Genomic DNA, 15356 nt, shown 5'->3' with positions numbered 1-15356 from the left:
CTGCAATAGGTCAGCTATTGACGCGTAAATTCACCTTGTTTCCACTGAAAATCTCCGGTTAGAGAAAATAAATTTAATCATGATTCAATACATTAGTAAATCTCTTGACCAGAGTTTAGGTTAGTTACAATAAACGCTGTAGTGGAACGTTCCTAGTGGGTGGCGTATTATTTACAAATAAACATGTAAAATCGTTTTCAATTTGTTAATGGAGTGAAAACGACGTGAGTGAAATAAATACAAAACAATCATTTTCGGTCAACGAACAGCAAAAGAAAAATTATCTGTTTCCGCTGACTGCAATGACAACCCTATTTTTTTTATGGGGTTTTATAACGGTATTAAATGATGTACTAATACCCCGCTTAAAGAGCGTATTTGATTTAAGCTACTTTGAAGCAATGCTTGTGCAATTTTGCTTTTTTGGTGCTTATTTTATTGTATCGTTACCCGCTGGAATTTTAGTTAAACAACTAGGCTATAAAAAAGGTATTTTAACAGGCTTAGTTGTGGCATCGATTGGGTGCATGTTATTTTATCCTGCTGTGGTTGTGCATGAATATTGGCTTTTTTTAAGTGCGCTATTTGTCCTTGCTTCAGGTATTACAGTTTTACAGGTATCTGCAAACCCTTATGTGGCAGCTCTTGGTCCTGAAAAAACAGCATCGTCGCGCTTAAACTTAGCACAAGCACTTAATGCATTAGGTACCACCGTTGGTCCTTATGTTGGTGGGTTATTGTTTTTTGGCGCTGCAGGTAGCCTTGCTGTTTCAGCAGGTTCTGCAGAATCAGTGAAAATTCCTTATTTACTGCTAGCAGCAGCTCTGTTGTCAATTGCTATTATTTTTGCCTTTATTAAATTACCAGAAATAGAAGCGCATAAAGACAATAACGATCAACAAACTCAAACTCGCTCACTAACTCAAGCGCCTCATTTAACAATGGGTGTGTTAGCTATATTTTGTTATGTAGGAGGAGAGGTCGCTATAGGAAGCTTCTTAGTTAATTACTTTGGCGAGGCACATATTGCAGGTCTTGAAGAACACTCAGCAGCTAAACTCATTAGTTATTACTGGGGAGGTGCCATGGTCGGTCGCTTTATTGGTTCTGCACTTTTACAAAAAATTGCACCATCTAAAGCTATTGCTTTTAATGCATGCAGTGTCATTGTTTTATTATTGATAACAATATTTAGCGACGGCGACATTGCATTATATTCAGTATTAGCAGTTGGTTTATTTAATTCTATTATGTTTCCAACCATCTTTTCTGTTGCAATAGAACGATTAGGCTCATTAACGAGTAAAGGATCTGGTTGGTTATGCCTTGCAATTGTCGGTGGTGCGTTGATCCCTCTGATACAAGGGTACTTTGCTGACACGGTTAATATACAAGCTAGTTTCTTTGTCCCAATGTTGTGTTATGTATTTATTGCTTGGTACGGTTTGAACGTAGTTAAACTAGCGAAAAAATGGTGATTGAGCCGTTGTACTTAATCTTTTTAATTTTATAAGTTTAAGCTTTTATCATATTTGGTTTAAATAATACCAATCTGCTTAGATATGAGGTAATTTAATTTGTTAAGTTGTCCAAATACCTATGCAGATTGGTACAAGTAAACTAGCTCAGCTTGTTGCCTTTATTAAAGGCGATTGAAGATTTTGTTTGGGCTTACTAACTTTTACAATTCGAAAGTTGCTCTAACGAGTAAATTTAATTACCGCGCTGCGCATGTTTGACGTTTACACTGTATTCTCGGTTATTTACGGGAAATAACGACACCACATAGGTCTGCCTGAAAATAAGCCGACCATAGTAAATACTCCTCTGCAATGATTAAGCCTTATTTAGTTAGCGTACATTCATCCCTTAATGCACAATGTTTTTAGTGATTGAATACGTATTCAATTACTAATCAAGTCGTTACTTTGTAGAACGTTCCAATTTTATGTTTAACTCATCGCACAGAAAATCTACGTTCTGTCAGTTAGTCCTTTACTCTTATTTTTAATGAAATTGCAGCTTACAGGGGTTATTAAGTAAGAAAACTTTCTAAATTTTGCTAAAATTAACAGGCTAACGAATATAAGAATAATGCATTTATGTCCGCTAAGCCTGAACTTTATAGCAAGGTGACTATTGCAGCGTTATGCATTTAAGCTTTCGTATTTTAGCCGTATTCGATTAATTACATGTATGTGAATAAATTTAGTCAGTTATTTTTACTAAATGATGAAGCGGTTTTATTTTGATAGGCTATACGTATAAATAAGTTGAAGAAAAATTAAAAATGGCTTTCGCTTTACTTTATACCAGTATGATGACAGTGAAAACCCTCCTTGTCGACTATTCTTATTGAACTACAAGGCATTTAACAACTCTCATAAAGTATTTAAAGCAATAAAATAATGGTGAATAAAATTTCTAACAAACAAAGCTGGCTAAACTTAATTAACATTGACAGTGTTTATAGTTCTGACAAACAACGTCAAGCGTTTTCTTTATTCACTATGATTGCTATATCTATTGTTGTTATTAGCATTCTAATTTTTTTGAATTATGATGTTTACTCACCAATATTAACAAGTGCATTAATTGCAGTTAATGTAACCATTATTTGTAGTATGTTTTACTTTATAAAAACTGGGGAATTAGAAACTGTCGCATTAATTTGTATGAGTATTGTTTTTATATTGTGTATTGTCCTTACTTATACTGGAGGAAAAGAAAATACTGCATTGTATTGGCTCATGTTTTATCCTGTTGTTACCTTTTCTTCTCTAGGTGTAAGACTGGGCACATGGCTAGGTTTAACTTTATTACTGTGTTGTATCGCCATTTTATATGGTCCAAATTTCGGTCAAGTTGTTTATGGTGATATTGAAAAAACACGATTTATAGCATCGTTTACCTTAGTGTACATATTCTCATTTATTGGTGAGTTTTTTAGGTATCGAAGTCATATGGCAATTGCTGATATTACACTGGAACAAAAACAAGATGCTTATACCGATCAACTTACAGGGATTGCTAATAGACGCTTTATTACTTCTCATTTTTTAAAGCTTGTTGATAGTCGACCGAATGAATACCTTCCATTTTCATTATTATTACTGGATTTAGATCATTTTAAACGACTTAACGATACGTACGGCCATGATTTTGGTGATATTGTGTTAATTGAATTTACCAAAATACTCGAATCACAATTTCCTACATCAGCAGTAAAAGCACGGTACGGCGGTGAAGAATTTGTTGTTATTTTACCAAAAGAAACAAGTGCGAATGCTGTTGATATTGCTAACCGTTTTCGTGAACACGTAGCAGCACAAGTGTTATTAGCTGAAGATAACCTACAAATATCACTTACCTGTAGTATTGGTGTGGTACAAGTTGATAAAGTAGGCGATTATAATAGTGCGCTAAAACAAGCTGATGAGTATCTTTATAACGCCAAAGCGCTTGGTCGTAACAAGGTTGTTTCTACAAAAGATTAAGGATTAATATGAATCAATGTAAACTTATTTATATCCATGACCCAATGTGCAGCTGGTGTTGGGGCTACACACCAACCTGGCTTAAATTAAAAGCTGAGCTTGAAAATAAACTGACGGTTGAATATAAAGTAGGTGGTTTAGCCCCTGATAGCCAAACTGCAATGACGCAAAATATGAAAGAGCGGCTTGAAAGTACATGGCATAAAATAGAGAGCGAATTAGGTACACAATTTAATTTCGAATTTTGGCAGAAAAACCAACCAAGACGTTCAACATACCCAGCATGTAGAGCTGCATTAATTGCACGAAAAAAAAATAAAGAAAGTGAAATGATCGAAGCAATTCAACATGCTTATTATTTAAATGCACAAAACCCGTCAGATGATAGCGTTTTAATTTGTTTAGCTGAACAAATAGGTTTAAATAAAAATGAATTTACCGTCGCTTTTCTATCAGATGAAGTTAATAATGAACTCAAAGCTGAATTACAATATACACGGAGTTTACCTATTCATGGATTCCCATCTTTAGTATTTCTTCGTGAGGATAAGCTGTATTCAATTGAGATTAATTATAAAGACTGGCGCCACACGTATAATCAAATTATTAAACTGTTAGATTAATTTATCTCTTTATTGTGAGTGTTTGCTCAACAAATACTCACTCCTTCCTTTTAAGTCTTAATTGTTTCAGTTGTCATAAAATAGACTTTTTTGCGCAACATCCCTGTCATGTTTTATCTATAAACTTCTGCTCATTGGAAATCTCAAGCCATAAATTATTTGTCTAACAAAGTTTTTGGCCTTGAAAAATAAACTAGCAAATCTGCTAATTAACGAGTGAAGGTGTATGCGATGAAAGGCGTTAAACCATTAATCTTAGCTGGTATTGTGGCCGCAAGTGCAGCAGTACAGGCAAACGATTTAAATAAGGTTATTGATAAAAGCAGTGAAATTAATATATCCGCTGCGCAATCACAAACAAAAATAGACAAGATTGCAGATTCAATGCAGGGACGTTTACAGCAATTTAAAACCCTAAATAAAGAAATTGACGGCTTAGCAGTTTACAACTCTCAGCTAACTAAGCAATTAAATAATCAAATCGAAGAAATGGAATCATTGAATTTATCAATGGATCAGGTTTCGATTATTGAACGTCAAATAACACCTTTAATGATGCGCATGATCACTGGTCTTGAACAGTTCATATCTCTTGATGTGCCATTTTTACAAGATGAACGTGCAAAACGCTTAACGTCTTTAAAAACGATGATGGATCGTGCTGATATTACTTCAAGCGAAAAGTTTCGTCGTGTTCTCGAAGCGTACCAAGTAGAAGTTGATTACGGCCGTACAATCGAAGCGTACACCGCTTTGTTAGAAGTTAGTGGCAAAGAACGTGAAGTTGATTTCTTACGCATAGGCCGTTTAGAACTTATTTACTTAACACGTGATGGCAAACAAGCAGGTAGCTGGAATATAGAAACGAAATCGTTTGCAGCACTGCCTGATTCGACAATAAGTCAAATTAACAAAGGTTTGCGCATAGCGCGTAAACAACTTGCCCCAGATATGCTAACTCTGCCAGTACATGCAGCAGAATAAGAGGTTGAAAATGAAATTGTTTACTCAAATGACAAAAATGGCTTTATTCGTTGCAAGCCTTAGCTTTACCGGTTCGAGTTTAGCCGCTGAGCCAATGAACCTTGATTCATTACTTAAAACGTTAGAAGAGGGGAAATCAGCCCAAAGCGTACAAAACCAACAACGAGAGCAAGCGTTTGCAACGCGTCAAAATGAACAAGTGCAGATGTTAAAAAACACACAAGCAAAACGTAATCAAATGCTTGTAGAGTCAGAGCGACTGGAAACGCAGTTTGAAGAAAATGAAGTTAAATTAGCCAATTTAACGGATACCTTATCAAAGCGTATGGGCTCACTTAAAGAACTATTTGGTGTATTACAGCAGGTTGCTGGTGATTCGAGTAATAAATTTGCGACATCTGTCGTATCGGCGCAAATCCCTGGTCGCAGCGCATTTATGGATGAGTTAGCCCAAAAAATGGGGTCGACGTCTAAACTTGCATCAATCGAAGATATTGAAAAAGTATGGTACGAATTACAACGTGAAATGACTGAGCAGGGCAAAGTAAGTCGCTTTAATACCACCGTCATAGTCGAAGGTGGTAACAAGGCTGAGCAAGAAGTACTTCGTGTTGGTGCATTTAATTTAATCTCAAATGGTAAATACTTAGAGTACAATCCAGGTACAAACACGTTAAGTGAACTTACTCGTCAGCCTGTTTCACGTTTTACCGCAACAGCGAGTGATCTACAAAATGCTAAAAGTGGTGCAGTTCAGTTTGCACTTGACCCAACAGGCGGTTCAATTTTAGGTTTATTAGTACAAGCCCCAGATACTGCCGAGCAAGTACACCAAGGTGGTGCGGTTGGTTATGTTATTTTAGGTGTAGGTTTACTTGCACTGTTGATTGCGATAGAACGCTTTGTATCTTTATTACTTGTTGGTGGCAAAATTCGTCGTCAGCTAAAAGATAATGTAGCGCGAGATGACAATCCTCTGGGTCGTGTTATGAAAGTAAAAGACGACTATCCAAATGTGGCCTACGACACGCTTGAACTAAAATTAAGCGAAGCTATTCTACGTGAAATGCCAAAAATAACACGTAACCTTACTCTCATTAAAATCATCTCTGTTGTTGCACCGTTATTGGGTTTATTAGGTACGGTAACCGGTATGATAAATACTTTCCAAGCAATTACTTTATTTGGCACAGGCGACCCAAAACTCATGGCGGGTGGTATTTCACAAGCACTAGTAACAACGGTCCTAGGTTTAGTTGTCGCGATTCCTACTGTGTTCATATATACGCTGCTTAATACACGTTCAAAAGGGTTACTGCTTATTTTACAAGAGCAGAGCGCAGGTATTATCGCAGAGCGAAGCGAGAAGGGAGCATAAACCATGGTGCTATTGATTGATTCAATCAATGCTATCCGTGATTTTCTCGACACCGGTGGCCAAGTCCTGTTGGTCATCGGGGTGTTAATCTTCGCGATGTGGTTATTGATACTCGAGCGATTTATTTACTTTTTCAATGGTTTTCGCAGTTATAAAAAAGGTGTTAAAAGCACATGGACTATTCGTGATGAGCGTAATAGCTGGAATGCTGAACAAATACGTCAAGCTATGATCTCGCGAGCAAGTATGCGCCTTAATACCAATTTGCCTTTAATTAATGTGATGGTGGCGTTATGCCCGCTACTCGGTTTATTAGGGACGGTAACTGGAATGATAGAAGTATTTGATGTTATGGCAATTACAGGTACCGGTAGTGCTCGCTCAATGGCGTCAGGTGTATCTAAAGCAACTATTCCAACAATGGCAGGTATGGTAGGTGCGTTATCAGGAGTGTTTGCCTCAACGTACTTACAACGTAAAGCTAAGCGCGAAGTAGAGCTTCTTGAAGACAGCATGGTGTTAGACCATTAAATAAATTTTGATAAGCACCTTACAAGTTCGCTTATCCTAGGAGAATAAAAAATGAGAGCCCCTTTAGGTAATTTAATGCAAGAAGATGAAGCAGAAGAAATAAACATGACACCTATGTTAGATGTTGTTTTTATAATGCTTATTTTCTTTATTGTGACAGCATCGTTTGTTAAAGAAGCTGGTATTGATGTAAATCGTCCAGAAGCTGCAACAGCTGTAAAAAAGGAACGTGCAAACATACTAGTGGCTATTTCAGACAAAGGTGAGATTTGGATCAATAAACGTCAAATTGATATACGAGCTGTTCAAGCAAACATTGAGCGTTTAAAAGCTGAAAACCCTCAAGGCAGTGTTGTAATTCAGGCAGACAAAAAATCTACAACAGATACATTGATAAAGGTAATGGATGCAGCACGTGCCGCAGGTGTGTTTGATGTGTCGATTGCAGCTCAAGAAGCATAAGGGTTAGCAATGCGTTATTTAGTAGCATTAATTATAGCTGGTGTAGTGACTTTCATGCTTTTTTTAGGCATGCAAGCACTTATAACTGGTGGCGATGGAGCGATGAGTGAACCCGCTAAAGGGAACGTACTTGATTTTGTAAGGCTTAAAAAAGAAGAAAGCGTACAAAAAAAAGAACGTAAACCACAAAAGCCACCCACACCAAAAGAACCGCCTCCACCAATGGAGTCACCGCAAATGCAAAGTAGTGATGCTAATGCAAATGCTAACAACTTTGACTTTGGTGCCAATGTTGATGCGGACGTCAATTTATCAGGTGGCTTATCGCTGGACTCAAGTGATGGAGAATATTTACCGATAGTAAAAGTAGCTCCAGTTTACCCGCGCCGTGCATTGTCACGTGGTATTGAGGGTTACGTTATTGTTGAATTCACTGTAACTAAACAAGGTACTGTGCGTGAGCCCCACGTTTTAAAAGCAGAGCCTGAGTCACTATTTGATAAAGCTGCAATGGATGCAGCCCTTAAATTTAAATACAAACCGCGCGTAGTTAATGGTGAAGCTGTTGAAGTTGCGGGTGTTCAGAACAAAATTTCTTTCCAGATCAGTGGTTAATTTAGCGATTAATTAAATCTACGAGTAAATGGTTCGAAAAGCGAGGCGATTATGAAATCAATGACAACATTACGACCTGTGGCAAAACTTTTAAAATTAACACTGTTTTGTACCGTAGCGATAAGTACAAGTATTATTACTCCTAGTGCACTGAGCATTTTACCCAGTGTAGATGTAGCTACAGCCAATGCGGCGCAAGAGCAAAAAACTAAACGTGTGCCAGCTTTACGTGAAAAAGTATACAGCCAGCTGGCACGTGCACAAAAGCTCGCCGATGATGGCGATGTTAAGGCAGGACTTGAAGCACTTGATAGCATAAATGAGCGCTCATCGAGTATGAACTCGTACGAAATTGCGATGATGCATAATTTTTATGGTTTCATATATTACAATGAAAATGACTTACCAAAAGCTATTGCAGCGTTTGAAAAAGTAGTTGCTGAGGAAGGTATCCCAGAATCACTGCGTGTGAGCACGACGTTCAGTTTAGCTCAATTGGCAATGGCTAATAGTGACTATGAAAAAGTGATTGCATTTTTAGACCAATGGGATGCTATTAATACTAAACCAATTACTGATGGTTATTATGTATTGCGAGCACAAACCTATTATCAGTTAAAAGATTTTAAGCAAGGCCTTAATTATATTACCCAAGCAATTACTCTAAGCGATAGTGAAGGTAAAACACCTAAAGAAAATTGGCTAGTTTTACAGCGTGCAATGTATTACTCGCTTAACCAAACAGATAAAGTGGTTGATGTATTGGAACGTATGGTAAAGCTTTACAACAAACCTGAATACTGGGTTCAGTTATCGGGTATGTATGGTGAATTAGGGAAAGAAAGGCAACAGCTTAGTGTTATTGAAGCCGCGTATCAGCAAGGTTTTTTAACCTCTAAATCTGATTTACGCCAATTGGCTCAGGTGTATTTATATAATGGCTTAGCGTATAAAGCCGCCACTGTTATGAGTAAAGCTATAGATGCTGGAATTGCAGAGCAAACTGCAAAAAATTATGCTTTTGTTGCTGAGGCGATGATCCAGGCAAAAGAAGATGAAAAATCAATCACGTATTTTGCTAAGGCGGCTGATTTATCGCCAAGTGGTAAGTACGACCAACGTTTAGCCGAAGTGTATGTAAATACTGAGCAGTTTGAAAAAGCTGCCGATGCTGCGCGTAAAGCGCTTGATAAAGGTGACCTTGATTTTGAATCAAACGCTTTTGTTGCTTTGGGAATGGCGCAGTACAATTTACAAAATTTTGATGCATCAATTTTAGCGTTTGAACAAGCCCAAAAGCATAAAAAGTCACAGCGTTTAGCACAGCAATGGATCAAATATGTGAAGCGTGAAAAAGTACATGCAGAAACACTCAGAACAGCGTTACTTTAACTTTTAACTAGCGTGATTATTTGGTAACAGGTATACACGTCAAGCTATTTCATAATCGCACTATGCAAACCGCCTTAAATTTATTTTTGGCGGTTTTTTTTGTTTTTTTTAATTAACCATTTGAAATTTATGAGAATAACTTTGTCATCTTATGTTTATTAAAGTGTAACGGCTCTGTCATACAGCTCCCGTAAGGTAGTCGCAGCTAAGAACTCAAGTGACCTTAATGCATTAAAAAGTGCCTTAAGGTGACTTGAGTTTAATAAAGCGCTAACAAAATAATTAAATACTTTAACGGAGTGAACAATGAAATTATCTGACTTATTCAAGGTCAGCCTTGTGGCTACTGCAATTACATTAGCCGGCTGTGGCGGTGATATAAATCTAAATGTTGAAGAAACGGTTGAACAACCAACTTCACCTACAAATCCAACACCACCAACAGCTGAAGAGTTACCCGGTACATTTAGCCAAAGTTTATCAACTGAGGTATCTACTGCCTTAGGTCGTTCTGTTACTGTTCAGGTTCTTTCTGGTGTCATAACACAAGATACAACACTTTCAACTGATGCAATTTGGGCACTTGATGGCGCTGTTTTTGTTGGTAAAGATAAAGCAGAAAGTGCAACGCTTACTATTGAGCCAGGCGCTGTCGTCTTTGGTAATAATGGAGGCGATTACATTGTTGTTAGTCGCGACTCAAAAATTGAAGCGTCAGGAACTAAAAACGACCCAATTATCTTTACATCTAAGCAAGATGTTTTAGGTGAAACAACTGCTGCAGGTCAATGGGGCGGTATGGTGTTATTAGGCAATGGTATTTCAAATAAATGTCCTGCTGAAGGCGATTGTGCACTTCAAGTAGAAGGTGTTGAGTCTGGTGCTGTGTTTGGCGGTACTGATAACACTGATAGTTCAGGTACTCTTAAATACGTAGTCGTTAAAAATGCGGGTTTTGAACTTTCTGTTGGTAATGAGTTAAACGGCATTACATTTGGTGCGGTAGGCTCTGGTACAACAGTTGATTACTTACAAGTTCATAATAATGCGGATGATGGCGTTGAATTTTTTGGTGGCGCGGTTAATTTAAAACACGTTGTTTTAACAAGTATCGATGATGATAGCATTGACTGGGATAATGGCTTCCAAGGAAAAATGCAGTTTGTTTATGTCGAGCAAGATAAAAACTCTACTGATGCAAACCGAGGAATTGAAGCTGATAACGACGGTAAAATCCCTTCTAAAGATCCAAAATCGCTGCCTATGATTTCTAATCTAACCATTGTTGGTAATAACTTTAATGGTGAAGACGATGCTGAAGGTATTTACTTACGTGAAGGCACCGGTTTACACCTATACAACTCAGTGATCACAGGCTCTGATGAAATGGGTGAGTGTTTAGAGCTTGAAGGTATTGCATTGGCCGATGATGGCACGGCTTTATTTTCTGATAGCGAAACAGTAAATAATGCTAACGATGGCACTATATTAATGCAAAACACTTTTATGTCTTGTACTAATGGTGAAAACTTTAAAGACCCTAAAGGTGCAGATGGTTCAGTACTTTTAGCGTTAGAAGGGTGGTTTACGGCGCAATCTGGTAACGTTATTAATGACAAACCTATGCTAGGTGTTAATGGTCAGCCTATTGCCGGCTCTCCTTTGTTAGGTGCTGGTCAGGATGTTGCTAATACCGTTGACGCATTTTTCGACACAGTTGATTTTGCGGGTGCATTGAATGATTCTGATGATTGGCGTGAAGGCTGGGCATTTGGTTATGGTGGCGGAATTGTTACCGCACCTGAAGCCGTTGCAGGTTGCCCTACAGGAACAACTTCAATTTCACCAGGTGATGGCACAACGACAACGTGTGAAATATCGGGTCGTATTACAGCTGATTTAACACTAACCGCTGGTAACCTTTATGCACTTGACGGCGCTGTATTCGTTGGGGGTGATAAAACAGACTCTGCTACTTTGACAATTGAACCTGGTGTTACCGTTTATGGTAGAAACGGTAAAGATTATTTAGTTGTTGGTCGTGATTCTAAAATAGAAGCTAACGGCACAAAAGATAAGCCTATTTCGTTTACATCTAGTCAAGATGTAGCTGGCGAAGCAACAGCTGCAGGACAATGGGGCGGTTTAGTGCTTCTTGGTAATGCCCCGTCTAACAAATGCCCAGATACTGGTGATTGTGCTCTTCAAGTAGAGGGCGTAGAAAGTGGAGCGGTATTTGGTGGTACAGAGACGACTGATAACTCAGGTACTTTGCGTTATGTTCGTGTAATGAATGGTGGCTACTTACTTTCACCGGGTAATGAAATAAACGGTATTACTTTTGGTGGTGTTGGCTCTGGTACAACCGTTGAATACTTACAGGTTCACCAAAATGCAGATGATGGAATAGAGTTTTTTGGCGGTAACGTTCAAGCAAAATACGTTGTGCTTACAAGTATTCAAGATGACAGTATTGACTGGGATAATGGATTCCAAGGTAAATTACAACATGTACTTGTAAAGCAAGCTGCTGATAATTCGGATGCAAACCGTGGTATTGAATCAGATAACGATGGTAAATCACCGTCAAAATTACCTAAATCAAATCCGACTATTGCTAACTTAACTATCATAGGTAATACCTTTGATGGTGAAGATGATAGTGAAGGTATGTATTTCCGTGAAGGCACAGGCGCTCAAATCTATAACACTATTGTTACCGGTCCAGTAGGGATGGGTGAGTGTTTAGAAATTGAAGGTATTGCAAAAGATGACTCTGGAACCCCGTTATTTACTGAAAGCGAAACAGTGAATAATGCCAACGACGGAACTTTATTGATTAAGTCTTCAGTTATTGCTTGCTCAGAAAACTTTAAAGACCCAAGTGGCGTTACTTTTGATACGCAAAACTGGTGGACGACAACCTTAGGTAATCTAGTTGCAACAGGACAACCTGATGTTGTAAATGGTATTTTTACAATAGATACAACAGTTCCAACAGACGTAAAGGCAATCGATAGCTTCTTTGATACTACTGACCATATAGGTGCAGTTTCAAGTACTAATGATTGGACCGCTGGTTGGACTGTAGGTCTGGAATAACACAGTAAGAACAGGTGTTAAATTTGTTTAACACCTTTTTATAACTTTCTGTTTTATATCAGATAGAGGTAAACATGAAACAATTTTCCAAACATTTTAGTTTATCAGCTTTAAGTACCGCAATTTTATGTAGTCTAAGCATGTCAGTTAATGCTGCTGAAGTTGATGATGAAGCTGTACTCGAAGAAGTTGTGGTGAGTGCTAGTCGTTTAAAAGGCACTGCAACGGCTGTACTTGAAGAGCGTAAGCAACAAGCATTTGTTGCCGATATCATGGGAGCAGAGCAAATATCCCGTAGTGGTGACAGCGATGCTGCGGGCGCTTTGCGCCGTGTAACGGGTCTTACATTAGTTGACGGTAAGTTTATATATGTACGGGGTTTAGGCGAGCGCTATTCGAGTACGCAATTAAATAGTGCTGCTGTGCCAAGTCCTGATCCAACACGTTCAGTTATCCCTTTGGATTTATTTCCAGCAGGTATAATCGAGAGCTTATCAGTACAAAAATCTTATTCACCATCAATGCCTGCTTCATTTGGTGGTGGTAATGTAGATATAAGATTAAAAAGTATTCCGAATCAGTTTGTTTTTGATGTTACAGGTCAGTTAGGTTACAACAGCAACAATTTTGATGATGGCCTTGAATACAATGGCGGTTCTGATGATTGGTATGGTTTTGATGACGGCACACGTGAAATGCCCGATTCTATTAAAGCTATTTATAAATCAGGTCAATCAATTGATGATGTTACACCTGAGCAAAGTCGTGCATTAGCACTTGATTTAAATAGAGATTATGACCCAACTGAAACGAGTTTAGACCCAAATACTAAATTTACTGTAACACTGGGTAATAGCTTTGAGTCAGGTGATTGGCGTTATGGGTTTTTATCTGCTGTAAGTTACGATAATAAATATTTTGTAGGTGAAGAATACCAAGGGCAAGATTTCCGTCTAGGGGAGTCTACTGCTGCGCTTACGCGAGGTTATGACAAAGTGACCTCTAGTGAGCATAACGTAAAGCTTTCTGGGATGTTTAATTTTGGTATTGAGTACGATAAGTCTCATCGTATTGATATTAGTTCGCTGATACTTCGTGATACTGAAGACAAAGTTAGAGACCGGTTAGGTATTGATGAGAACAACAATCAATCGGATAACAAACGCATTCGTTCTTACGATATTAGCTACGAAGAGCGTGAGTTAATTGTAAATCAGATTAAAGGCACGCATACGTTTGATTGGTTAAACTTTGCAGGCTTTGATTGGAAATACTCTAATGGTCGTTCAAATCGTTATGCACCAGGTAACTTAACAACGCGATTTATTGTTACTGATGAAAACGAAGATGGTAATTATGATGTTCAAAATGAAATCGCTTTAACTAATGCAACAACGGCAGCACGCTATACGTATCAAGATTTAAATGATGAAGTAGAGAATTACGGGTTTAACTTCACGTTCCCTATTATGCTTGATGGCGTTGATATTGAATTAAAATCAGGTGCTGATTTTATATCAAAAGAACGCTCAGCGTCTAATCGTCGTTTTGACATTAATACGCGTGCCTTTAGCGGTGTAGATTTAAATGGCAATAAATTAAACAGCATTTTATCTGACGATGTGATTGCTAATGCTCAGCTTAATTTACCTATTTTAAATGATACGACTGTTTCCGGTGATGATTATAGGTCGGCTCAAAAAACGGATGCTTATTATTTTGAAGCAGATTTTTTCTTTAATAATAAATGGCGTATAAGTGGTGGTATTCGTTGGGAAGACTTTAGGCAAGTGTCTGTCCCTTTAGATCCATTTACAGGGGGTCTTGACTCATCAATTGAGTACGACGAGCTTGCAGATTTAGCTTTTCAAGAAGATGATGTTTATGGTGCGTTAGCATTTACATATGTTTATGATGATGAAACCCAATATCGTTTAAGCTATGGTGAAACAGTTGTACGCCCTGATTTACGTGAGATTTCAGAATCAACATATATCGATCCACTTACAGAATATCCAGTAGGGGGAACACCGGGCCTGCGTACAACACAAATCAAAAACTATGATTTCCGATGGGAAAATTACTACGATACAGGTGAAAACTTTTCAGTAGGTTTATTTTATAAAGATATGACTGACCCTATTGAATCAGTGCAATCACCTTCACAAGACGGTCCTCCATTAGTACGTATAGCGAATGCTGAGGAAGGTTATGTAGCAGGCATTGAATTTGATTACCTAAAAGATTTTACTTTTTTAGGTGGTATCGGCCAAGATATCTTTTTAAGTGGTAATGTTACATTAAGTGATTCTGAAATAAAGTTAGATCGACAAGCAATTGTGGATCAAACTGGGGTTTCAGCTGCTGTAACAAATACAAAGAGACGTTTAACCGGACACTCTAAATACGTGGTAAATATGCAGTTAGGCTACGATGCGCCAAGTGGAGAGCATGCTGCGACAATTATTTATAATGTATTTGGTGAACGTATCATTATACCGGGTATTGAAGGTCAAGAGGATTGGATGGAGCAGCCATTTCATTCTGTAGACTTAAACTATACTTACTTCCCTGATTTCAATTCGAGCATTAAGTTTAAAGTGTTGAATATTTTAGGCCAAGATCAAAAAATTGAAGCGGATGGAGTATTAACTCGTTCTAAGGAAAAAGGAACTGAGTTTTCGGTTGAGTATAAGTATCAATTTTAACGCATAGCTTTGCCCAAGGAAGGGAATTATAATAACCATAGTTTGTACTAGCTCAGACTTGATC

At 37.9% G+C, this 15356-nt stretch carries 11 protein-coding genes; all 11 read left to right on the top strand.

Translation table 11 applies throughout. From position 1 onward, the window contains the following. Positions 1-224 precede the first annotated feature (224 nt). The 11 genes from DC53_RS10620 to DC53_RS10670 all read left to right on the top strand — a co-directional run bounded on the left by DC53_RS10620 (position 225) and on the right by DC53_RS10670 (position 15292). Positions 225-1478 (top strand): sugar MFS transporter, encoded by a 1254-nt coding sequence (locus DC53_RS10620; protein WP_033029662.1) that lies wholly within the window; start codon positions 225-227, stop codon positions 1476-1478. 930 nt (positions 1479-2408) lie between these two features. Next, entirely contained in the window at positions 2409-3497 is a 1089-nt protein-coding gene (locus DC53_RS10625; RefSeq protein WP_033029660.1) for a GGDEF domain-containing protein, read from the top strand. Between the two features lie 8 nt (positions 3498-3505). Continuing rightward, the gene (locus DC53_RS10630) at positions 3506-4120 is read left to right on the top strand and encodes a DsbA family protein (protein WP_033029658.1); all 615 of its coding nucleotides are present in this window, start codon (positions 3506-3508) and stop codon (positions 4118-4120) included. 231 nt (positions 4121-4351) lie between these two features. Beyond that, positions 4352-5104 carry a DUF3450 domain-containing protein gene (locus DC53_RS10635; RefSeq protein ID WP_007377602.1) on the top strand — a complete coding sequence of 251 codons (753 nt, stop codon included), beginning with the start codon at positions 4352-4354 and terminating at the stop codon, positions 5102-5104. Positions 5105-5114: 10 nt separating this feature from the next. Then, positions 5115-6482 carry a MotA/TolQ/ExbB proton channel family protein gene (locus tag DC53_RS10640; RefSeq protein ID WP_008139039.1) on the top strand — a complete coding sequence of 456 codons (1368 nt, stop codon included), beginning with the start codon at positions 5115-5117 and terminating at the stop codon, positions 6480-6482. 3 nt (positions 6483-6485) lie between these two features. After that, positions 6486-7013, top strand: coding sequence for a MotA/TolQ/ExbB proton channel family protein (locus DC53_RS10645; RefSeq protein ID WP_007377600.1), 528 nt, complete (start codon positions 6486-6488; stop codon positions 7011-7013). Between the two features lie 51 nt (positions 7014-7064). Beyond that, positions 7065-7475 carry an ExbD/TolR family protein gene (locus DC53_RS10650; protein WP_007377599.1) on the top strand — a complete coding sequence of 137 codons (411 nt, stop codon included), beginning with the start codon at positions 7065-7067 and terminating at the stop codon, positions 7473-7475. Between the two features lie 9 nt (positions 7476-7484). Next, positions 7485-8090 carry an energy transducer TonB gene (locus DC53_RS10655; RefSeq protein WP_007377598.1) on the top strand — a complete coding sequence of 202 codons (606 nt, stop codon included), beginning with the start codon at positions 7485-7487 and terminating at the stop codon, positions 8088-8090. Between the two features lie 51 nt (positions 8091-8141). Then, positions 8142-9482, top strand: a complete 1341-nt coding sequence (locus DC53_RS10660) for a tetratricopeptide repeat protein (protein ID WP_033029656.1) — start codon at positions 8142-8144, stop codon at positions 9480-9482. A 306-nt stretch (positions 9483-9788) separates the two neighbouring features. Next, positions 9789-12584 carry a beta-helix domain-containing protein gene (locus tag DC53_RS10665; protein WP_033029654.1) on the top strand — a complete coding sequence of 932 codons (2796 nt, stop codon included), beginning with the start codon at positions 9789-9791 and terminating at the stop codon, positions 12582-12584. Between the two features lie 74 nt (positions 12585-12658). Then, positions 12659-15292 (top strand): TonB-dependent receptor domain-containing protein, encoded by a 2634-nt coding sequence (locus DC53_RS10670; RefSeq protein WP_007377595.1) that lies wholly within the window; start codon positions 12659-12661, stop codon positions 15290-15292. Positions 15293-15356: the final 64 nt, after the last annotated feature.

This window comes from Pseudoalteromonas fuliginea, from assembly GCF_000690055.1.
In the GTDB taxonomy this organism is placed as follows: domain Bacteria; phylum Pseudomonadota; class Gammaproteobacteria; order Enterobacterales; family Alteromonadaceae; genus Pseudoalteromonas; species Pseudoalteromonas fuliginea.
Note: the sequence above shows the minus strand (reverse complement) of the source record. Positions and strands in the feature narration are given on the sequence as shown.